Origin of the sequence: Senegalimassilia anaerobia JC110 (assembly GCF_000236865.1) — a bacterium.
Lineage (GTDB): Bacteria > Actinomycetota > Coriobacteriia > Coriobacteriales > Eggerthellaceae > Senegalimassilia > Senegalimassilia anaerobia.
Genome location: NZ_HE611015.1, coordinates 137,973 through 159,266, shown reverse-complemented (window position 1 = coordinate 159,266; position 21,294 = coordinate 137,973). Strand labels below are relative to the sequence as shown.

Below are 21,294 nucleotides of genomic sequence, written 5' to 3'. Positions count from 1 at the left end.
CCCTATTCACCTCCCAGCGGTGCGGCGCCGATGTGCGCGCCGTCGGACATTTCCAGAATCTCGACCTCGGACTTGCCGTCCACTTCCTCCAGGAACAGGCGCACGTTCTCCTGTGCGGCGGAAGGCACGTTCTTGCCGACGTAATCGGCGCGGATGGGAAGCTCGCGATGCCCGCGATCGACCAGCACGGCCAGCTCCACGCGAGCCGGGCGGCCGATGTCCATGAGCGCGTCGAGCGCGGCACGGATGGTGCGGCCGGTGAAGAGCACGTCGTCTACAAGCACGACGTCCTTGCCGTCCATATCGAAGTCGATTTCGGTGGAATGCACTTCGGGGGCGAAGTGAGTGGCGAAGTCGTCGCGGTAGAAGCTAATGTCGAGCTTGCCGAGCGGCACCTTCGTGCCCTCGATCTGCTCGATCTTCTCAGCCAGGCGCTTGGCGAGCAAATCGCCGCGCGTGACGATGCCGACGAGCGCGAGGTTATCCGCGCCCTTGTTGGTCTCGAGGATCTGATGCGCGATACGCACCAAAGAGCGCTCGATCTCGTCTGCATCCATGCAGACGTTCTTGACCGTCCCTGCGTCAGTCATACACACCCTTTCTCTAGTCGAGTGCGCACAGACAGACACGTCTTTCGGGAAAGCCGCCGAGTTTTTCGGCCCGCCCGAACCTTGACGCCATGTCGCAAGGCATAAAAAACGCCTTTGCGGCTGACAAAGGCTTCATCTCAGATCCGCTCTTGTGAAAGCGAGCGATTCGGGTGTTACCTTGTCGGTCTCTCTGTACCGCATTTAAAGGAACTATTGGCAGTTTATGCGGACCGGAGCGGTTTGACAACCCCGAATATCGAAAAACACAACCCTAGCGGTCGGTTTTTATGCAGCGATTGATCCGAAAGCCCATCCAAATGCTTGAGCTTCCTTCTCGAGTTTATCCGAACATGTCCGGATAAACTCGAGAATTTCTTTCCAGAAGCAAGGGCCAAGGGCCCTTCCGAGAGAAAGGACGGCGAACGGGTGACGAGGGGGGACGGAGGTGCGTTCACGCAGTCGATCACCGCGCCTTCGGCAACGCAGCGCGAGCATCCCTGTCCCCTGCTCAAGTTCCGCACTCCCCCGCCTGCCTATGCGGTTCGCGTCAGCGCTAGCCGACCAGCGCGACCATGCGGGCGGCAAGCGAATCCCAAGACACGGCGGTGGCGTCGAACCCGGTTCCCCCAAGGGGCTGCTCCGCCGCCGCTTGAAGCTGTTCGAGCAGCGCATCCGAAAGGCGTTGCTCGAAGGCCGGCAGATCCTCGGGCACGGGCACGTCGACGCCCTGGATACGCGGCGGCTCAACGAATGAAACGGGGGCGTCCGGAAGGGACGCATCGAGCCACGGCCGAACGCCTGGCAGGCTCGTGACCACCGCGCGGCATCCGCTCGCAAGCGCCTCCACCGTCACAAGCGGCAATCCCTCGAAAAACGAGGGCAATGCGAACACGTGGCTTTCGTTATAGGAAAGCACCAGGTCGTCTTGAGAAACGCGGCCGCCGAACACCACCGGGAAACGGCAGCCACCGGCCAGCTCGACGATGCGATCGTATTGCCCCTGGTCGCTGTAACCGCCCACCAGGCGCAGCTCCACGGCTTGCGGATCGAGGGGAAGCAGTCCCATAGCGCGTATGAGGCTTTCCACGCCCTTGGCGCGGCATATCTTGCCCACGTACAGCACGCGCAACGGGTGGGCAGCGCGCAAGCCGGCACGAGGAGCGAACTCCTGGGAGTTGTAGCCCGTCCCCACGATGCGGACGCGATCGGCGGGCAGGTCGAACAGCTCGGCGATCTCGGCCTTCTGCGCCTCGTGCAGCGCCATCACACCGTCGAGCGAGCGGACAGCTGCCGCAATGCGGTCCTTCTCCAGATCGTGGTTGCGCAGCTGACGCAGGTCGGTTGAATGGCAAACGCCCCAAATTGGGCACGGGCGGCCCTTCGCGAGTCCTGAACCTTCCGCAATCGGTGACCGATATTCACCGGCCAGATCGTCAAGCACGTCGCACGCGGCCGAGCAGGCCAGGTATAGGTGATGGCAGATGACCGCATCGGGCTTGAAGTCGAGCACGGCTTCGCGGATACGCCGCCCGAACACGCTGCGAAAGGCCTGGACCATCTTCGGCGTCATATCGCGGTATCGCGTGGCCTCGTAGGGCATGACGTCGCTCATGCCGCACACGGGAAACGGCAGCTCGGGAGTGCGGAAGCGCACCGGGAGGAACTCGACGCCAGGGGCGAGCTGCGGGGAGTCGTCCTTGTCGATGCCGGCGATGACGGCCACCTGGTGCCCGGCGGCGGCCAGGGATGCCACCGTTTCGGCCAGATAAACGCCGCTGCCGGTGCTATCGGGCTTTTGGGCGGAGATGCAGAGGATGCGCATGAAGGTCCTTTCGAGATCGGGAGAGCATTGGGCACGGGAGCGTCGCGGAGTACGCTACGGGCAGGCGATGTCCCGCAACGCGCTCAAGGCGTCGTCGCAATCCAACTGCGAATTCATGGCACCGAAGCTGAATCGCACGACACCCTGCTGCTGCGTTCCCAGCGCCGTGTGCATGAGCGGGGCGCAGTGCGCGCCCGGGCGGACGCACACGCCCCATCCCTGCGCCAGCCGATCGGCGATCTCGCCGGAGTCGGCATCGCCTACGTTGACGGCGACGATGCCGCAGCGCTGCCCGGAGCCGCCGCCGAGGACCTTCACACCGTCGATATCGGCCACGCCATCCAGGAAACGCGCAATCAGCCCTTCGATATGCGCTTGCACATCCGCCACCCCGCGCTCCGCAAGCCAGCAGCACCCCGCCGCAAGACCCGCCAAGCCATGCGCATTGGCCGTTCCGGCCTCGAGCGCCTCGGGCATAAAGCGCGGATGGCGCTCGTCGAAGCTGTGCACGCCCGAACCGCCTTCCACAAGCGGGGCGATATCAAGGCCCGGGCGCACGCACAGCCCGCCGGTGCCCTGCGGCCCGTACAGGCTTTTATGGCCGGTGAAGCACACGACGTCGGCGCCGATGCCCGATGCCGAGAACGCCCATGCGCCGGCCGTCTGCGCCGCATCGAGGACGAACGGCGCGCCGGCCTTATGGGCGGCAGCGGCCATGCGCTCGATGTCGTACACATCGCCGGTCACATTGGAAGCATGCGTGACCACGACCAGGCTGGCGCCGACAAGCGCCCGCTCGTAAGATTCCCAGTCAAGCGAGCCATCGGGCAGGATAGCGGCGACGCGCACCTGGCAACCGCGCTCATCGCGCGCACGGTTGAGCGGGCGAAGCACGGAGTTGTGCGAAGCGGCCGTGGTAACCGCGATGCCGCCCGCAGGCAACAGCCCGTCGATGGCTATGTTGAGTGCCATGGTGGCGTTCAAGGCGAACGAGACGCTGCCGGCGCCCCAGGCGTCGAGCAGGTCGGAAACCGCCTGTCGAGCCCCGAACACCGCCATGCTCGCATCAAGCGCCGCCTGGTGCGAACCGCGCCCGGGGCCGCCGAACGACGTCATGGCGCCGCACACCGCATCGATGACGACCTGGGGTTTGTGCATCGTGGTGGCTGCGTTGTCCAAATAGATCATGGTTTGTGCCCTATCGATCGAAAGAGATAACGGTTACCGGTCTTCACCGGCATCCTGAGAGCGTCCTGCACATAGATGAAGTCGAACAGCAGGCCCGCGAAGCGCGCAAGTCAAACCGCAAGGCGAAAGCCGCGCAGGCCATCCGCGAACAGCAACGTCAATATCGCTGCGAAACGCTACGCTTCGCCTGCCATCTCGGCGGCGATGATGGCCGCGCCCAACGCCCCCGCGAAACGCGCGTCGGGGCAAGAGCCCACCGGCGCGCCCAACTCGGCCTCCAAGCGGGCGCGAACGTAATCGTTTTCGCACAAGCCGCCCGTAAGGTGATATCGCGCCGCGGGGACCTGCCCCACCAGCGTGCACACGCGCGCCACGACCGAGTCAATGACGCCGCGGGCGATGTTCTCACGCGGCTCGCCCTTGCCCACCAAGGAGATGACCTCGGATTCGGCGAACACCGTGCACATGTTGGAGATGACGGTAGGCTGCCCTGCCGCCGCCAAGCGGGCGAGCTCGGCTTGGCTTACGCCCAATCGGTCGGCCATGATCTCCAAGAAGCGCCCGGTTCCCGCGGAGCATTTATCGTTCATGACGAACTTGCGCACCTTGCCGCCCGCAAGGCCGATAGCCTTGGTGTCCTGCCCGCCGATGTCGATGACGGTGCCGTCTTCGCCGAAGAGCGCCGCCGCGCCGCGAGCGTGGCAGGTGATCTCGGTGACCACCTTGTTCGCGTATGGAACGGCGACACGGCCATACCCCGTGGCGACCACCGGCATCTCGTCCATCTCGAAGCCCTCGCAGGAAAACGCCCGGCGCACCTGCTCGGCAACTTCCACGCTGGAAAACCCGGTGGGGATAACCAGCTTGAACGCGATAGCGCCCGAAGGGTCCGCGACGACGGCTTTCGTAGCCGTCGATCCGATATCGATACCGATACCTGCCATGTGCGTTGCTCCTTGTCTGAGGTTTCGGGCCCATGAGGCTTCGCCGTTGTCACGCTTGGACCTTGATGCAAAACTATGCATACCATCTTGCGACTATACTATACTGGCAATGATACCAACCCGACCCCATAAGAAAGGACCGCGCATGAGCACGGACAACCCTGCGAACGGCGCAATGTGCGACGGCGATCGCATACGCCTGACCACGCTCACCGACAAAGGCGGTTGAGCGGCCAAATGGGGTCCGGGAGACCTCTCCGAGATTTTACGCGACATCGCGCCGGCCGTGCCCGACCCGAACCTGCTGCTGGGCTTCGACACCGCAGACGACGCCGCGGTTTGGCAGGTGGACAAGGACAACGCCGCTGTGCTGACGCTCGACTTCTTCACGCCCGTGGTGGACGACCCGTACGAGTTCGGCGCCGTTGCCGCGGCCAACGCACTGTCCGACGTGTTCGCCATGGGCGGCAAGCCCGTCACCGCGCTCAACATCCTGGCCTTCCCCAGCTGCATGGGCACTGAAGTGGTGGGAGACGTGCTGCGCGGCGGCGCGGACAAAGTGCGTGAGGCCGGGGCGTTCGTGGTGGGCGGCCATTCCATCGAGGACGACGAGCCCAAGTACGGCCTTTCCGTGTTCGGCCTCGTACACCCTGAGCGCATGGTGAGAAACGGCGGGGCGCAGCCCGGTGACGCGCTGTACTACACGAAAACGATTGGCACGGGCATCATGAACGCCGCGCTGCGGGCGAAGCTGCGCACCGACGAGGACTTGCGCCCGGTCATCGACGGCATGATGGAGCTTAACCGCGCGGCCGCCGAGGCCATGCTGGAATGCGACGTGCACGCGTGCACCGACGTCACCGGTTTCGGCCTGGCAGGCCATCTGCACGAGATGCTCGAAGCGTCGGAGTGCGCTGCTCGCCTGGACTGGGACGCTTTGCCGCTGTTCGACGGCGTGTACGAGCTTTCGTGCGATTACTGCCGCCCTGGCAAGACGTTCGGCATCATCGACTGGGCGAACGCGTTCGTGGAGCAAGGCTGCATCGACGATTTCGAGTTCGACGACCGCATGGGCGTGCTATGCGACCCGCAAACCTCCGGCGGTCTGCTCGTGGCCATCCCGCCCGAGAATGCAAGCCTTTTCGAGGCGGAATGCGAGCAGCGCCAAGGGCGCAAACCCTCCCGAATCGGAATCTTTGAAGCCGGTCCGGCGGGTAAGATCTTCGTGAACTGGTAAACGGGAAGGCTCACGCCCTGCAGCGCCCCAGCCAAACCGACGCCGCACGTGACCGCAACAAGCCATCCTCACAACAAAGGGGAGCCGTCAAACGACGGCTCCCCTTGCGTTTAGTACAAATCCACTTCGGTGATGGCTTCGAAGGCAAGCCCCCGCTGCTCAAGCGCTTGCTCGAGCGTTTCGCGCTGCTCGACGGGAACGCTCCAGGCAAGGCCGCACCCCGCCGAGATCTCGGAAGGCACCGGGATGACGCGCCCCGGCAGAACGCCTCCGACCGCGGCAGCCTGCAAGGCCATCGCATCGGCCGTGCTATGGAAGGTCACCACCGCATGCGGCGTTTTGCATCTCTGCATCGCACATACCGCCAAGGCTAAGGACGCACGACGACGCCGGCCTCAAGCTGCTTTTGGACGATGACGTACATGTTCGTCACCTCGCCCACCGCAAGCTTGTCGGCGATGCCGAAATGGTTGAGGCAGGTTCCGCAGCTGAAGATCTCAACGCCTGCTTCGGCGAGCTTTTTCAGATCATCGAGCACGGGACTGTCCTCGACGGTCAAATGCACGCCGCCGTTGTAGGCCAGGATGGCCGCCGGCAGCTCGTCTTGCTGGGTGAGCGCGAACACGAACGCCTTCATAAGCGTGGCGCCAAGCTCATCGTCGCCTGCGCCCATGAACTCGCTCGACAGCACGACCACCTTGCTACCTGCCGGCACGAGCGGCTGGCACTCCTCGCATGCCGCATCGGCGACCTGCGCACCCTTGGTAAAGACCACCGCGAACTCGGCATCGCCGCGCTCCTCGGAGGCGGTTTCGACCTTGAGCGACTTGCCAAGGTTTTCCAGGTTGTGCATGGCCGTTTTGTTGTCCACCACAACCTCAAGGGCGCCCTCGCCCATGCCGGCAAGGGCCTTCTTCGCGTTCACCACGGGCAACGGGCACGCCTGCCCCTTGCAATCGAGCTTCTCCATGAGCATCTCCTTTCCGCGGCGTTTTGCGCCGCACTTGCGCAAATCTTCCCACTACAGCATCTCGATGAACGCGCCCAGGCGGGTTTCCACCTGGCCGGCATCGTTGGTGGAGTAATCGGTTTCAAGCTTCATGTAGGGCACGCCGGCCTGCTCGCAGGCGCGCTGCACGCGCACCGCCTCGATGCTGAAGGTGTGGCACGCCTGCAGCACCACTTCGACCACGCCGTCGACCTTGTATTTCTCCACCATATCCATCATATGCTCGATGCGGCCGTCGTTGGGCGACGTGACCGAGCAATTGATTTGCAGATAGCGACCGGAGATGGCGCAAAGCCGTAGGTGCCCTTGATGAGCGGGCAGAGGTTTTTCGGCAGCACCGTCTCGGCATCGGGGATGGTCTCGTTGTTCATGCCGCACAGGCCCACCGCGCCCGCTCCCGCGGCGTCCAGCAGCTCAAGCGGGCTGTACGAGCACAGGTAACCGCACAGCTTGCCGCCTTCCTGCTTGTAGTTCATGGCTTTGACGAAGCTGGCGCGGCGCGCCTCGTCGAAGGTGTCGTAGATACCAGGCAGGTCGATGGGCACCGCCGGCTCGTTTGCGGGGTCGAACATGAAAGCCTCTATTCATTTTCTCGTCTGTGATGATGCGCGCAAAAGGGTATACGCATAGAACGCAAGCATGCTTGCGGATGCAGAATCAAGCGCGCCCGAAGGCAGAAAACGGCGCGTCTTTCGTTCAACTATAGCACCGCCGCCCACCCGCGCCGCCGTGCAAAACGAAAACGGCACCTGCAATCCGCAAGTGCCGTTCGCACAAACCTATTAGGCGGAAACACGCAACCGCAGCGCTACTTCGCCTTGTTCCTAGCATACACGAACCAGTAGGCCAGGCCGACCAGGACGCCGCCGATTATGTTGCCCACCGTGGCGGCGGACAGGTTATACAGGATGGCCGTCACATCGAGCGCGCCGGCGTTGGCGACCGCCGCGCCGAACCCGGCGGATTTCATGAGCAGACCCGTGGGCAGGAAGAACATGTTCGCCACGCAGTGCTCGAAGCCGGCTGCCACGAAGAAGCTGATGGGGAGCATGATGCCAAGGACCTTGTCCACCACGGTGCGCGCGGAAAATCCGATCCACACCGCCAGGCACACCATGACGTTGCACATGATGCCCTTAGCCATGAGCACGAGCCAATCGGGGGTGACCTTGCCGACGGCCACCGACACCATGGCGTCGCCCACGGCGCCGCCGTTCATCGCGCCGACGCCGCACCAATAGATGAGCGCCACCACGATAAGGGAGCCGACCAGGTTGCCCAGCCATACGATGACCCAGTTGCGCACCAAGCCGCCAAGCTTGATCTTCTTCGAGGCCAGGCCCGTCACCATGAGCATGTTGCCGGTGAACAGCTCAGCTCCGCAGCACAGCACGAGCACCAGGCCCAAGCTGAAGCAGATGCCGCCGACCATGCGCTGAGCGGCGAACGGCACCGCCGAGTCGCCCAGGAATACCAGGAAATACGTTGCGCCGAACGCGATGAACGCGCCGGCGAGCATTGCCAGCACGAAGCACTTCGCACCAGCCATGCCGGCCTTGCCCACGGCCAGCGTCTCGGCCTTCGCCTCGATCTCGGCAGGGCCGAGCGCATCAGATCGCAGCGCCTTCACATCCGATTGATCCATTGCCATGAAAACCTCCCCTGTTCGCGTTTTCTCGCCTTTAGGAAAAACACGGTAATTCTTGCATGGCTACGAGCATGAAACGTCCTCATTGGCGCGAACGGCGCGAATTGACCCGCCTGCGATAGCATTTGCCGGACATTTGGCGCACTCGCCGCCTTGCCCCGAGGCGTTGGGGGCTTGCCTGCTATATTGAGCTACGGAAAACCCGCGCCGCCCTGCATACAGGGCGGCGTTGCACGCAATAGGGAAAGAGGACCCATGCCCGAACCACGCACCGACCTTTTACGCGCATTACCCCAGGTCGAAGAGCTGATGCAAGCCGCTCCCATGAAGGCGCTCGAGGCCATCGTCCCCCGTTCCATGCTCGTCGACCGCGCCCGTGCGGCGGTAGACGGGCAGCGCCAGCTCATCTTGGCGGGAACAGTGGACGCGGTCGACGTCGAGGCAATCTTGACCGATGCCGTCAACGGCGCGCTGGCCACGCTGCGCCCGAGCCTCAGGCGCGTCATCAACGCAACCGGCGTGATCATCCACACCAACCTTGGCCGCAGCGTGCTGGCAGAGCCCGCGGTACAGGCAGTGGTGGAAGCCGCGCGCGGCTACTCCACGCTCGAATACAGCATCGAGAACATGGCGCGCGGCAGCCGCCACGACCATGTGGAACACCTCATCTGCGCGCTTACCGGCGCCGAGGCCGCCATCGCCGTGAACAACAACGCGGCAGCCGTCATGATGGTGCTCGCCGAGTTCGCCGCCGGCCACGAAGCCATCGTCAGCCGAGGCGAGCTCGTAGAGATCGGCGGCAGCTTCCGCGTGCCCGACATCATGGCGCAGTCGAACGCGCGCATGGTGGAGGTGGGCGCCACGAACAAGACGCACGCCTCCGACTACGAGCGCGCCATTTCGCCGGATACGGCCATGCTGCTCAAGGTGCACCCCTCCAACTACCGCATGATCGGCTTCACCGAAAGCGTCTCGAAGACCGACCTTCGCCACATCGCCGACGAAGAGAACGCCCGACGCGCCACCGCGGGCGAAGATCGCCCCGAGCTGCTCGTCTACGAGGATCAGGGCTCGGGCGCCTTCATGCACCTGGATGTGTTCGGCGAATACGCCGAGCCCACGGTGCGCGAATCGCTTGCCGAAGGATGCGACCTGGTCAGCTTCTCGGGCGATAAACTGCTCGGCGGCCCTCAGGCAGGCATCGTAGTAGGCCGCAAGGACTATATCGACCGCCTGAAAAAGCATCCGCTGGCCCGTGCGCTGCGCCTGGACAAGATGACGCTGGCCGCTTTGGAAGCCACGCTGCGCCTATATCTGGACCCCGAAGATGCGCTTCGCCGCATCCCCACCCTGCGCATGCTCACCGAGGATGTCGAAACGGTGCGCGAACGCGCCGAAGCGCTGATGGCGGCCCTGGCCGAGCGCGTGACGCCCGGCCAAGCGCACCTGGAGATCGTGGAGGAGACGGGGCGCGCCGGCGGAGGATCGCTTCCCATGTGCGACATCCCCACGTTCTGCGTGCGCATGCGCTTCGAGGCCGGCAACGCGCAAGGCTGCGAGGAGCACCTCCAGCGCAACCGCGACGTGCCCGTGATCGGGCGCATCAAGCGAGAATGCGTGCTGTTCGATGCGCGCACCATCACCGAAGAGGACATCCCCGAGATCGCCTGCGCCGTGGCCAGCTATTTCGCGGCCTTCGAAGGGCGAAAGGAGTCGTAGCGCGCTATGACAACCGAATCGAAACGAGACCTGGTGCTCGGAACCGCCGGCCACATCGACCACGGTAAATCCACCTTGGTCCAGGCGCTCACCGGCACCGACCCTGACAGGTTAAGCGAGGAGAAGCAGCGCGGCATCACGATCGAGCTCGGCTTTGCCCAGCTTGAGCTGCCCGACGGAAGCGCCATGGGCGTGGTCGACGTGCCGGGCCACGAGCGCTTCGTGCGCCAGATGATCGCGGGCTCCACCGGCATCGACGTGGCGCTTCTGTGCATCGCCGCCGATGACGGCATCATGCCGCAAACCGAGGAGCATTTGGCGGTGCTGCAGCTTCTGGCCGTGCCGACCTGCGTGGTGGCGTTGACGAAATGTGACCTGGTGGACGAGGAATGGGCGCTGTTCATGGAGGACGAGGTGCGCACGCGCCTGGCCGGCACGCCATATGCGACGGCCGCGATCGTTCCCGTTTCCGCCCGAACCGGACAGGGCCTGGACAAGCTGCGGGAAGCCATACAGCTTGCGGCCCGCGGCACCGCCGGCCGCGCCGAGCAGGAGGCAATGCGCCTGCCCGTGGACCGCAGCTTCACCATCAAAGGAGCGGGGACCGTTGTCACGGGCACGCTGTGGAGCGGCATCGCGCATGTCGGCGACGAGGTAGAGGTGCTGCCCTTGGGCCTGCGCACGCGCATCCGCGGCATCCAGGTGCATGGGCAGGCGGTCGAGCAGGCCTCGTCAGGGCACCGCACCGCGCTGAACCTGAACGCCGTGACCACCGACGACGTGCGGCCGGGAAGCTTCATCTGCACCCCCGACGCCGTCACCCCCACCGACCACTTCGACGTCGACATCACCTACCTGGGCCTGCCCGACCAGGACAAGCCGCTGGAAACCGGTTGCCGCGTGCATGTTGCCCACGGCACCACGGAATGCATCGGGCGCGTGCTGCTCATGGATGATGTGAAAAGCGTCTCGCGAGGTCAAACGGCTGCAGCGCAGATTCGTACGGAGTGCGACCTACCGGTTGCATACGGTGACCGATTCGTCATTCGCTCATACTCCCCCGTGCACGTGATCGGCGGCGGCGTAGTGCTGCGCGCCCACCCGAAGCGAACCACCACGGTAACCCAGGCGGACCGCACGCTGCTCGACGCGCTTCGCTCGGGCGATGGCGCAAAGGCGGTCCAAGCCGCTTTCGATGCCGCCGAGTTCCCTGCAACGCCCGCCGATATCGCCCATGCAACCGGGCTTTCCCCTGCGCAAACTGCAGATGAGCTTGAAGCGCTCGCCGAGCGCGGCACCGCCGAGATGCTGCCCGGGGCCGCGGGCGCGAACATGCGGTTCGCAACCAAACGTATGCTGCAGAAGCTTTCGGGGGCGATCGAGAACACGCTGCTTCGCTTCCATAGCGCAAACCCCGCCGCAACCGGCATGTCGAAAGAGGCGCTGCGCCAAGCCTGCATGCCCCGCTGCGCGCCCGACGCCTTCGATGCGGTGCTTGCACGCGCATGCGCGGAAGGCAAAGCCGTGGCCGATGGTGGCATGATAAGCCACCCGCAAGCCGGCGCCGGCGCCCGGAAGCTAGAGGAAGACAATGCCGAAAAGCTGGCCGAGCTGCTAGCTACGGTTGGCTCGAAACCACCTACGGTTGCCGACCTGCTCAAGCAAGCAGATCTGGCACCGAAGCAGGGTTACAAGGCGCTCGGGCTGCTGGAGAAGCAAGGCCGGGCCGTCAAAGCCAGCGAGGAATTTTATTTCGACGCCACCGCGCTTGCCGCACTCGAGCAGGCCGTACGAACCGCATTGGCCAACGGCCCCGCTTCCGCTGCCGACCTCAAAGACGCCATGGGCCTGAGCCGCAAGCACGCCATCCCCGTACTCGAGCACTTCGACGATACGGGCATCACGCGCCGCGTCGGCGACGCACGCGAGTTGGCAAGCTAGCCGGAAACACCCGATCAGGGTTGCAACGAACCGATTCAGACGCCCACCGCCGAATGCGAACACCGTTCGAACGCACGGTGGGCAGACGTGGGACGCCTCCCTTCCACTCTGTATGGAAGGGAGGCGTCGTCGCTTTCAGGGCGAACGGATAACGGACCGTCCACCCGATTGCCGGCGATGCTCCGCAGGTAAAAACAACATATGAAAAGGAGCCCCGAAAGGCTCCTGTTTGCGTCTTATATGGCGGAGACGCGTGCGAATCGAACACACCCGAGACGTTCTGCGCGCCTCACAACGGCTTTGAAGGCCGCGGGGCCCACCAGGACCCATCCATCTCCACGTGATTTCATCATGTATTGTACCCGAACCGTAATCTGATGCGGCCCCATTCGATAAACGGCGCGTTATTTCCAAAAAATGGTTGGATAACAGTAGCAAATACTAGGATTCACGCAGAAACAGGATACCTATCAGCGTGAGCACGGCGAAGGCGACACCCGCCATGCCCGCTGCCGCGACCACCCGTTGCTTGAGCGAAGGCCGCTCAAGCAACGGAAACAGCTTCTCGATCGGCCGAGTGTCGACGAGCAACGGGATCGGACAGTCCATGACCAGCCACACGCACACATACGATACCGCGCAAGCGACCGCAGGCAAACGAGCCATGTCCCCTTGCGGGTTCATGCCGGAGGCAACGCACGCGAAGGCCATGACCGCGCCCCAGGCGGCCAGCAGGATATCCCACGCCACGCCAACGCCCAAAGGCAAGCGGTGCGCGATGCCGGACCAAAACTCCCACAGCCATCGAAAGGCGACTTTTGCGCCATGCGCAAAAGCCTCGGATCTTCCCCGCTTTTTGGCATCACGCAACGTTGATGCACCAGGCACTGCAGACGACAAAGCCGGCTCTGCCGCACCAGGCGTGACGCCGGCGAGATCGGAATCAGCGGCATGCCCAACGCTGCCGGGCCGTAAAGCGCCATCCATTCGGAGACCAGGCTGGAATCCGGGATCTTGCGCACAACCTGCTTCGGAAGCCGAATCGCCACGCCAAATATCGCCAGCGCCCCGCGCACAACCCGTATCAGCAGCGAGAGACCCCTTTCGAAAATCGACGGGGCACCCGACCGCGTACATGAACGCCGCGCGCATCGCTCCCACCGACCCGAACCGATCGGCAGGGTCGAACGCCGTCGCCTGGGCAACCACATCGCGCACCGATTGAGGAACCCCATGCGCTCGAGACGTCCTTCCTTCAATACCGCATCAACGCGATAGCACTCATCGCGCGCAAGGCATTCAAGATGTTGTTGGAGGGATTCATTCATAACGATGATGATGGTAGCAGATGCGCCGGCCCGCCAATACCTGCATGCTGCGAACGGGACCGTAAACCCGACGCCTCCTGACGCCGCCAGCTACTCGGTGATGGTGTCCTCGTGGAAGGCGTACAGCTGCTCATCGGCGGTTTGCAGCGTTTCACCATGGTTGATGCAGAAGATAATGATGGCGTCGCGGCGGTTTTTGCAATATAGCTCGTTGCAGCCGCCTGCCTGCAGCAGACGATTCGTCTCGCGCAGCGACAGCTTCATAGCGAAGGCCAGCTGCAATAGCTTGTTGCGTGAAGGATTGCGCTGGCCGACGAAGATCCGATACCCGAACGTGGGATTGATGCCCGCCTGGCGCACCACCTCGGGACGCCTCAAGCCGCGCTCATCGAGCAGCTGCTGAAGATAATCGGGCAGGCTGCGGCACACAAGCTTGTGCTTGCTGGCGAAAGCGGCAGGGTCAGGCGAATCGAGCAGCTCGTTGAGCAGGTCCTCGGTCATGGGTTCTTTCACTCGCCGCTTCCTTCTGCGCTTCGCCGGTTTTGGTTTCCTGGGTTCCATAGTAGCAAAGAAATGCCCATCGGATGCGGGCGCGAACGCCTGACCCGATGGGCACGACCTTTCGCGAAACTTAGGCGATGTTCCAGGAAACATCCGAACCGCAGCCGATAAAGGCGTTTTCGTACAGCACCTTCACCACATCGCCTTCGAAGTACAGGTTGCCCGAAACCGAGCCACCGGCGGCAAGGGTGCCGGAATTGAGCTCGTTCTCGCCATCGGTGTAAAACGCTTGCGAGCGCTGGGCACCCTGGGCATCCTCGGCCTTCCAATCGTAGGGATTGAACGACGCCTGGCTGTTGCCGTTGTTCTGATAGGTCACGCTCACCTGCGTGATCGACTTTCCATCGTAGCTCTGAAGCCCGGTGACCACGCCGTCGACCGTAAGCACGAGGCCGTTTTTGAGCGTAATGGAGTTGCCCGCCGCCGCGGCCTGGGAATCACCGGCAGCGTCATCGGACGCAGGAGCGGTGGTCGCAGGCTGCTCGGTTGCCGGCCGCGGCGCCACCGAGGTACCGGAGAAGGCATCATCGATAGCAGAGCTGTACATGCTTTGCGTGGCCAGCACCACGGCGAATGCGATGACGTTCATCACCACGCCGGCGACGGACAGGCCCTTGCCCGACTTTCTCCCCTTAAAGCACGCGATCGTGCCGATGAGCGCGAGCACGAAGCCGATAGCGGCGAGCAAAGCCGAGAAATTGTTGATGATGGGCAGAAACGATATCGCCAGGGCGATAATCCCCAGAACGAAGCCGGCGATTCCCAGCCCTGATTTCGACGGCTGAGGCGCCGGCGCAGCTTGCACGGTGTTGGTTTCCATGAGCATTCCCTTTCCCTAAACGATGCACTGACGTGCTGAAACGATATAAATGCTAGGGAAAGGGCTTTGTGATTTCATTAGCTGGCAGCTACGATTCCGAAACCTTTTCGGCGAAAAGGGCAGGCGGCTGCATGCGAACGACGCAAAACCTTCTCAGCGAAAGGAGAACAGCTGCCACATATGAAGACAACGAAACCCAACCGGTTACCATCGGTTACCGGTTGGGTTTCGAATCGGTTTGCAACACCCAGGCCATCGCGCAGCTCGCGATATCGAGCGCGGTTTGCACCCGCATACCCGGGCTATCGCGATACAGAGAACCACCAGGCGCGGTTTGCACCCGCATACCCGGCATGCCACGCCAAGGGCGCCTCGCGCCCATGCGATCAGCCTGCGATGTCGGTCGCAGGCTAGGCCTGGATACCCAGCTCCAGGGCGCGCAGGTTGCCTGCCAGCTTGTCCTTCTTACGCGCCGGGACCACGGCGGCCACAGCCGCGCGAATGGTCTCCTCGCTGCAGAAGCGGGTTTCGGCGAACAGCTTGCCCACCAAGATGACGTTGGCAAGGCCCTTCAGGCCCGCCTCCTCGGCGAGGGCCGTGGCGGGCACGGCGCACACCGTGACGCCGGGCATATCCGGAATGCGAGGCACAAGCGTGCTGTCGACGATGACCAGACCGCCGGGCTGCACGCTATGCTCGAACTTGTCGAGCGACGGCTGGTTCATGACCACGAGCACATCGGGGTTGAGCACGAGCGGGCTTCCGATGGGGTCATCGGAGAGGCACACGCTGCAGTTGGCGGTGCCGCCGCGCATCTCGGGCCCGTAGCTGGGAAGCCAGGAAAGCTCGCGGTCCTCAAGCAGGCCGGCGTTGGCGATGATCTTGCCGGCGAACAGGATACCCTGGCCGCCGAACCCGGCGAGCACGGCCTGCATGCAACGTTTCGGTTCGCTCATCGCGCACCCTCCTTGCCCTCGGCGCGTTTCTCGGGATGGGCGACCGGGCAGTCGGCGTTGCGCGCGGCAGCAGCCTGCGCCGCATCAGCGAACCCATCGGCCACCACATCGCGATACACGCCCAGCGGATAATACGGCAGCATGTTCTCGCGCATCCACGCGAAGCTGTCCTGCGGCGTGAGACCCCAGTTCGTGGGGCACGTGGACACCACTTCCACCATCGAGTAGCCGATGCCGTCGATCTGGTTCTGGAACGCCTTCTTAATGGCGCGCTTGGCCTGGCGCACATGCTTGGGCGTGTCCACGGTCACGCGCTCCAGGTATGCCGGGCCGTCAAGGCTGCTCAGCAGCTCGCACACGCGCACCGGGTAGCCGGCGGTGGAGACGTCGCGGCCATAGGGGCTGGTTTGCGTCACCTGGTTCGGCAAGCTGGTGGGAGCCATCTGCCCGCCGGTCATGCCGTAGATGGCGTTGTTGATGAAGATGACGGTGATATGCTCGCCGCGCGTAGCCGCATGCACGGTCTCGGCCATGCCGATGGAGGCAAGGTCGCCATCGCCTTGATAGGCGAACACCACGTTGTCCGGCAGCACGCGCTTGACGCCCGTGGCAACCGCCGGGGCGCGGCCATGCGCCGCCTCGATCATATCGCAGCCGAAGAAGTCCGGAGCGGTGACGGCGCAGCCCACCGGCGCGACGCCGACGGTGCGGCCTTCGATATCAAGCTCGTCGATGACCTCGGCGACCAAACGGTGCACGATGCCGTGCGGGCAACCCGGGCAGTAGTTCGTGACCACGGGCAGCAACGACTTCGGACGCGAAAACACCACGCGGCCTTCGCCCTGTTTCTGCTCAGCCATGCTATTCACCGCCCTTCCCCGCAAGCTTGCGGATCGCGTCCAACACCTCATCAGGCGTGGGGATGATGCCGCCCGTGCGTCCGAAGAACTCCACGGGAACGCGGCCGTTGACCGCCAGGCGCACGTCGTCGACCATCTGGCCCATGTTCATCTCTACCGACAAGAACGCCTTCGCGCACCCCATGCAGCCTTCGATGGCGTCCACGGGGAACGGCCAGAGCGTGATGGGGCGCAAAAGACCTGCCTTGATGCCCTCGGCGCGGGCACGCACGACCGCCGAATGCGCGATGCGCGCGGTGGCGCCGAAGGACACGAGCACGATCTCTGCGTCCTCGCACATGAACGTCTCGGCACGCTGCTCGCGGGCTTTCACCGTCTCATAGCGCTCGAAACGCTCGATGTTCAGGCGCTCGAGCTCGTCTGCCGTCAGGTAGAGCGAGTCCACGATGTTGTGCTTGCGCTCGCCCTTATGGCCGGTGGTGGCCCAAGGCTTCTCCGGCAGCTGCTCCACGCGCTCGGGAAGCACGACGGGCTCCATCATCTGGCCGAGCATGCCGTCGGAGAGGATCATGGCCGGCATGCGGTACTCATCGGCCTTCTCGAAGGCCAGGTACGCCAGATCGGCCATCTCCTGTACGGTGGAAGGCGCGAACACGAGCACCTGGAAATCGCCATGGCCCATAGCGCGGGTGGCCTGCCAGTAGTCGGATTGAGAGGGCTGAATGCCGCCAAGGCCCGGGCCGCCGCGCTGCACGTTGACGATGACGCCGGGAAGGTCGGCGCCCGCCATATACGAAACGCCCTCGCCCTTAAGCGACACGCCCGGCGAAGACGACGAGGTCATGACGCGCGCACCGGCCGACGATGCTCCGTAGACCATGTTGATGGCCGCGATCTCGCTTTCGGCCTGCAGATACGTGCCGCCTTCCTTGGGCATGCGCTTGGCCATGTAAGCGGCAACCTCGGTCTGCGGCGTGATGGGATAGCCGAAGAAGAAACGGCATCCTGCGCGGATGGCCGCCTCTGCCATGGCCTCGTTGCCCTTCATGAGCACCTTTTCCTGAGACATCAGCGCATCACCTCGATCGCAACGTCAGGGCACATAAGCGCGCACGAGCAGCAGCCCGTGCACTTGGACGCATCGATCAGCCGGGCCGGATGATAGCCCTTCGCCGTGATGCGGGAACGGTCAAGCTCGATGATATGGGCCGGGCATGCGTCCACGCACAACCCGCAGCCCTTGCAGAAACCGTCATCGACCGTTATCGCTGCCATGAGCCTTCCTTTCTCGTCTGAGCCGGCGCGACGGCCGGCATATGGTTATTATCGAACACTCCCCCGAAACCCCGCCCCGAACGGCAGCGTAGCCCCGTTCGGGTTCGCAGGAATCGGCCCATACCCTATTCCCAGGGCTTTCTCACATGCACCGAAACAGGATAGCGCACACCGGGGATATCGGCATCTTCGAGCATGTGACGGGGCACCGCGGAAAACGCCAGGGGCAAACCGGCCAGCGCGGCAACCTCCTGCGCGAAGCCGACACCGCGGCTGAGCACTTCCCCGTCGGTGAAGTCGGCCAGGTGCGTGTTGTTCGCCACTGCCGTGGCATGCAGGTGGCTGGCCGCCTCGATCTCGCGAAGCACGGACAGCGCCTCGTGCGCATCGTGCGTGAGATTGCGGCTGCGGTTCACCACATACAGCAGGTCGCAATCCCCCTCGGCGATGCCGCTTGCGAACCGGCCGAGCGCCGTGGCGCCGGCATCGTCGCCGCCCGCATCGACGAGCAGCAGCCTTCCCCGTTCCCCGCGCGCCCAATCCAAGGCGGCCGAAACCTGCCCGGAGATGGCGGGCGCATCGAGCGTGGTGCCCGCATACCGCGGGGCGATCACCTGCACGCCGGCATCCTCGAGAAGACGCCGGTAGTCGCTGCTGCGGAAATACGGGTTGACGATATCCAAGTCGGCAACCCGCACCTCCATGCCAGCATACCGGGCATCAAGGGCCAGGTTGATGGCCAGATTGGTCTTCCCGACCCCATAATGCCCTGTGATAACGGTGACCGCTTTCAACCGTTTTACATCGAACTCGTTCAAGGCCGCACCTACACCAAGCCCTCGGGCACCTTGGTCTTCGGCGTGCCCTCCTGGCTTTCGTCAGCCTCGCGGATGGCCGCTCGGCGGATCTTGCCGTTAACGGTCTTGGGGAGCGCATCGACGAACTCCACAATGCGGGGATATTTGTACGGCGCCGTGCGCTGCTTGACCCATTGCTGCAGCTCGCGCACGAGCACCTCGGAGCCCTCGAAACCTTCCGCGAGCACCACGGTGGCCTTGACCGCCTTGCCGCGCACGGGGTCGGGCACGCCGGTGACGGCGCATTCGCGCACGGCCTCATGCTCGAGCAGCACGCTTTCGATCTCGAAGGGGCCGATGCGATATCCCGACGACTTGATGACGTCGTCGTTGCGGCCGACGTACCACAGGTACCCGTCCTCGTCGACCCAGGCGGTGTCGCCGGTGTGGTACCAACCGTCGTACACGGCAGCGTCGGTCTTCTCGGGATTGCGATAATACTCCAGCATGATACCCGGAGCCTTCTCGTGCACATCGATGCAGATCTCGCCCGTCTCTCCGACGTCGCAGCGGCTACCGTCGCCGCGCTGCACCTCGATGGTGAACGCCGGCGAAGGATGGCCCATCGAGCCGGGCTTGGGCACCGCATGTGTGAGGTTGGCTACCGTCAGCGGCGTCTCCGTCTGGCCGAAGCCCTCGAAGATGGTCAGCCCCGTATGCTCCTTCCAAAAGTCGAACAGGTCGGGGTTGAGCGCCTCGCCGGCGGTGGTGCAATACGTGAGAGTGCTCAAATCATGGGCATCCACGTCGGCCTGCATCATCATGCGGTACATGGTGGGCGGGCAGCACAGCGTGGTGACCCCGTAGCGAGGGATCAGATCCAAGATCTCATCGGCATGGAAGCGGTCGAAGTCGTACGTGAGCACGCACGCCTCCATAAGCCACTGGCCATAGTACTTGCCCCACACCGCCTTGCCCCAACCGGTGTCGGCGATGGTCAGATGCAGCCCGTCGGGCTTGACGTTGTGCCAATGCTTCGCCGTGACCAGGTGCGCCAGGGCGTAGTAGGAATCGTGCAGCACCATCTTGGGGTTGCCGGAGGTGCCGGAGGAGAAATACATGAGCATAGGGTCGCCGACATGGGTTTCCACGCGGGAGAAGCCCTCATCAGCGCTGCGCACGCCGGTGTTGAAATCATGCCAGCCCTCACGCTTCGCAGGCACGGCGCACACGCCTTCAGGGCCGGAGAGAACAGCGCCGACCGGGCCGTCGACGGCAAGCCAGTTGCCATCAGCGTCCTTCTCGGTCAAGCCACCGCCGGCGCCGTTAACCAGGAACAGATGCTCGACCGAAGGGCAACGATCGACCACATTGTCCACCACTTGCGCGATGGTGCCGATGGAGGTGCAGATGACGGCCTTGATGGAGGCGCCGTTCAAGCGATACTCCAGGTCATGCTCCTTGAGCATGAACGTTGCGGGCACCATGACGGCGCCAAGCTTGGCAAGCGCGGTGGCCACGAACCAGAACTGGTAATGACGGCGCAAGATCACCATGACCATGTCGCCTTTGCCCACGCCGTGCGCGGCTAAATAGTTCGCCGTCTTATCCGACCAGCTCTTCATGTCGGCGAACGTGAACAGGTGCTCCTCACCTTCGGGGTTGCACCACATCATGGCACGGCGGTCAGGGTCGTTCTCCGCGATGTCGTCCACCACGTCGTAGCCGAAGTTGAAGGTATCGGGGCACTTCACCTTGAAATCGGTGAGCACGCCCTGCTCGTCGTAGGTTTCCTCGCAGTAACGCAGATTGATGTTTCTCATGGTGTTGCCGGACTTCCTTGAAATTTGGTGCGCGGAACCGGACCGCGCACGATGCGGTCGATATGAAGGTTGGTTTTCGGCAAGCAACCCTAGGCGGGCGCTTGCCTAGATAATGTCTTCCTTCGCCTTCAGAACGACAGCCAGGAATTTGCACGGTGCGCCATCGATGGCGATCATGCCGTGCCCACGTCCGGAATCATAAAGCAGCATATCGCCGGGGCCGAGCTCCTCGGTATGCTCCTCGTATTGGAAGCGCATGCGGCCTTCCAGGATATAATCAAGCTCCTGCCCGGCATGATACGACAGATGGATGGGCTTATCCTGCAGCTCGGGACGGTAATCGGCGGTGACGAAGAACGGCTCGCACAGCTTGTTGCGATAGTGCGGGGCCTTGTGCAGGTACTCAAGGCCGCTGCGACGCTTGACGGCCAGTCCTTCATCGGCACGCGTAAGGGTGTAGCCCGTCAGGTGCGGGGTTTCGCCGGTCAGCAGCTCGATAGGGTCGACGCCGAGATTCGCCGCGCATTTATACAGGAAGGTGAACGAAAGCTCCTCCGCCCCCGATTCCTGCGCCTGATACTCCGCCAGGCTGCGGCCGGTGGCGTCGGCCATTTCCTGCATGGTCAGGCCCATATCCTCGCGCAGCGCGCGGATCCTGTTCGCCACCTCTTGATAGTTCGGCTCCATGTAAACCTGACCTCCTCACATGCAATTGCGTCAACTTCATAGTAAATGGATGGTACGCGCGAAATTGTTTCCAATATGTTTCATGCCGG

General features: G+C 63.5%; 22 protein-coding genes and 1 tRNA gene. 3 read left to right on the top strand and 20 right to left on the bottom strand.

Annotation, left to right across the window (positions count from 1 at the left end):
- Positions 1 to 2: 2 nt before the first annotated feature.
- The 4 genes from pyrR to SFHG_RS04000 all read right to left on the bottom strand — a co-directional run bounded on the left by pyrR (position 3) and on the right by SFHG_RS04000 (position 4,544).
- Positions 3 to 590 carry a bifunctional pyr operon transcriptional regulator/uracil phosphoribosyltransferase PyrR gene (gene pyrR / locus SFHG_RS04015; RefSeq protein ID WP_042434078.1) on the bottom strand — a complete coding sequence of 196 codons (588 nt, stop codon included), beginning with the start codon at positions 588 to 590 and terminating at the stop codon, positions 3 to 5.
- Positions 591 to 1,143: 553 nt separating this feature from the next.
- Positions 1,144 to 2,412 (bottom strand): glycosyltransferase family 4 protein, encoded by a 1,269-nt coding sequence (locus tag SFHG_RS04010; RefSeq protein ID WP_042434075.1) that lies wholly within the window; start codon positions 2,410 to 2,412, stop codon positions 1,144 to 1,146.
- 54 nt (positions 2,413 to 2,466) lie between these two features.
- Positions 2,467 to 3,600 carry an aminotransferase class V-fold PLP-dependent enzyme gene (locus SFHG_RS04005; protein WP_042434072.1) on the bottom strand — a complete coding sequence of 378 codons (1,134 nt, stop codon included), beginning with the start codon at positions 3,598 to 3,600 and terminating at the stop codon, positions 2,467 to 2,469.
- Between the two features lie 176 nt (positions 3,601 to 3,776).
- Positions 3,777 to 4,544 (bottom strand): acyl-CoA dehydratase activase, encoded by a 768-nt coding sequence (locus SFHG_RS04000; RefSeq protein ID WP_042434069.1) that lies wholly within the window; start codon positions 4,542 to 4,544, stop codon positions 3,777 to 3,779.
- Between the two features lie 175 nt (positions 4,545 to 4,719).
- Between SFHG_RS04000 and selD the strand changes: the two genes are divergently transcribed.
- Positions 4,720 to 5,781 (top strand): selenide, water dikinase SelD, encoded by a 1,062-nt coding sequence (gene selD / locus SFHG_RS03995; RefSeq protein ID WP_081468963.1) that lies wholly within the window; start codon positions 4,720 to 4,722, stop codon positions 5,779 to 5,781.
- A gap of 110 nt (positions 5,782 to 5,891) precedes the next feature.
- Here selD and SFHG_RS03990 read toward each other — a convergent pair whose 3' ends face one another.
- The 5 genes from SFHG_RS03990 to SFHG_RS03970 form a co-directional block, all read right to left on the bottom strand.
- Positions 5,892 to 6,134 carry a putative Se/S carrier protein gene (locus SFHG_RS03990; RefSeq protein ID WP_042434064.1) on the bottom strand — a complete coding sequence of 81 codons (243 nt, stop codon included), beginning with the start codon at positions 6,132 to 6,134 and terminating at the stop codon, positions 5,892 to 5,894.
- A gap of 17 nt (positions 6,135 to 6,151) precedes the next feature.
- Positions 6,152 to 6,751, bottom strand: a complete 600-nt coding sequence (gene yedF / locus SFHG_RS03985) for a sulfurtransferase-like selenium metabolism protein YedF (protein ID WP_042434060.1) — start codon at positions 6,749 to 6,751, stop codon at positions 6,152 to 6,154.
- A gap of 51 nt (positions 6,752 to 6,802) precedes the next feature.
- Positions 6,803 to 7,054 carry a 2-hydroxyacyl-CoA dehydratase gene (locus SFHG_RS10945; protein WP_392391966.1) on the bottom strand — a complete coding sequence of 84 codons (252 nt, stop codon included), beginning with the start codon at positions 7,052 to 7,054 and terminating at the stop codon, positions 6,803 to 6,805.
- Complete coding sequence (locus tag SFHG_RS10940; protein WP_042434054.1) at positions 7,006 to 7,362, bottom strand: 2-hydroxyacyl-CoA dehydratase; 357 nt, start codon at positions 7,360 to 7,362, stop codon at positions 7,006 to 7,008. The genes SFHG_RS10945 and SFHG_RS10940 overlap by 49 nt, the downstream gene beginning before the upstream one ends.
- A gap of 236 nt (positions 7,363 to 7,598) precedes the next feature.
- Positions 7,599 to 8,441, bottom strand: coding sequence for a formate/nitrite transporter family protein (locus SFHG_RS03970; RefSeq protein ID WP_238318267.1), 843 nt, complete (start codon positions 8,439 to 8,441; stop codon positions 7,599 to 7,601).
- 252 nt (positions 8,442 to 8,693) lie between these two features.
- Here SFHG_RS03970 and selA point away from each other — a divergent pair, with 252 nt between their 5' ends.
- Positions 8,694 to 10,157, top strand: a complete 1,464-nt coding sequence (gene selA / locus SFHG_RS03965) for an L-seryl-tRNA(Sec) selenium transferase (protein WP_042434049.1) — start codon at positions 8,694 to 8,696, stop codon at positions 10,155 to 10,157.
- Between the two features lie 6 nt (positions 10,158 to 10,163).
- On the top strand, positions 10,164 to 12,098 hold the full coding sequence (gene selB, locus SFHG_RS03960; RefSeq protein WP_042434047.1) for a selenocysteine-specific translation elongation factor: 1,935 nt from the start codon (positions 10,164 to 10,166) through the stop codon (positions 12,096 to 12,098).
- A gap of 241 nt (positions 12,099 to 12,339) precedes the next feature.
- On the opposite strand, the gene SFHG_RS10590 is transcribed toward selB, so the two are convergent.
- From SFHG_RS10590 to SFHG_RS03910, 11 genes are all read right to left on the bottom strand, one after another.
- A tRNA-Sec gene (locus SFHG_RS10590) sits at positions 12,340 to 12,436 on the bottom strand.
- A 103-nt stretch (positions 12,437 to 12,539) separates the two neighbouring features.
- Positions 12,540 to 12,848, bottom strand: coding sequence for a hypothetical protein (locus tag SFHG_RS10585; RefSeq protein WP_155815086.1), 309 nt, complete (start codon positions 12,846 to 12,848; stop codon positions 12,540 to 12,542).
- 668 nt (positions 12,849 to 13,516) lie between these two features.
- The gene (locus SFHG_RS03950; RefSeq protein ID WP_042434042.1) at positions 13,517 to 13,939 is read right to left on the bottom strand and encodes a helix-turn-helix domain-containing protein; all 423 of its coding nucleotides are present in this window, start codon (positions 13,937 to 13,939) and stop codon (positions 13,517 to 13,519) included.
- Positions 13,940 to 14,057: 118 nt separating this feature from the next.
- Positions 14,058 to 14,807 carry a DUF4352 domain-containing protein gene (locus SFHG_RS03945; protein WP_042434039.1) on the bottom strand — a complete coding sequence of 250 codons (750 nt, stop codon included), beginning with the start codon at positions 14,805 to 14,807 and terminating at the stop codon, positions 14,058 to 14,060.
- A 410-nt stretch (positions 14,808 to 15,217) separates the two neighbouring features.
- Positions 15,218 to 15,763 carry a 2-oxoacid:acceptor oxidoreductase family protein gene (locus SFHG_RS03940; protein ID WP_042434036.1) on the bottom strand — a complete coding sequence of 182 codons (546 nt, stop codon included), beginning with the start codon at positions 15,761 to 15,763 and terminating at the stop codon, positions 15,218 to 15,220.
- Positions 15,760 to 16,623 (bottom strand): thiamine pyrophosphate-dependent enzyme, encoded by an 864-nt coding sequence (locus SFHG_RS03935; protein ID WP_042434033.1) that lies wholly within the window; start codon positions 16,621 to 16,623, stop codon positions 15,760 to 15,762. The genes SFHG_RS03940 and SFHG_RS03935 overlap by 4 nt, the downstream gene beginning before the upstream one ends.
- 1 nt (position 16,624) lies before the next feature.
- Positions 16,625 to 17,692, bottom strand: coding sequence for a 3-methyl-2-oxobutanoate dehydrogenase subunit VorB (locus SFHG_RS03930; RefSeq protein ID WP_042434030.1), 1,068 nt, complete (start codon positions 17,690 to 17,692; stop codon positions 16,625 to 16,627).
- Positions 17,692 to 17,898 (bottom strand): 4Fe-4S binding protein, encoded by a 207-nt coding sequence (locus SFHG_RS03925; protein ID WP_042434027.1) that lies wholly within the window; start codon positions 17,896 to 17,898, stop codon positions 17,692 to 17,694. The genes SFHG_RS03930 and SFHG_RS03925 overlap by 1 nt, the downstream gene beginning before the upstream one ends.
- Before the next feature lie 125 nt (positions 17,899 to 18,023).
- Positions 18,024 to 18,716 carry a hypothetical protein gene (locus SFHG_RS03920; protein ID WP_042434025.1) on the bottom strand — a complete coding sequence of 231 codons (693 nt, stop codon included), beginning with the start codon at positions 18,714 to 18,716 and terminating at the stop codon, positions 18,024 to 18,026.
- A gap of 8 nt (positions 18,717 to 18,724) precedes the next feature.
- Entirely contained in the window at positions 18,725 to 20,518 is a 1,794-nt protein-coding gene (locus SFHG_RS03915; protein ID WP_042434022.1) for an AMP-binding protein, read from the bottom strand.
- A gap of 105 nt (positions 20,519 to 20,623) precedes the next feature.
- Positions 20,624 to 21,205, bottom strand: a complete 582-nt coding sequence (locus SFHG_RS03910; RefSeq protein WP_042434020.1) for a helix-turn-helix domain-containing protein — start codon at positions 21,203 to 21,205, stop codon at positions 20,624 to 20,626.
- Positions 21,206 to 21,294: the final 89 nt, after the last annotated feature.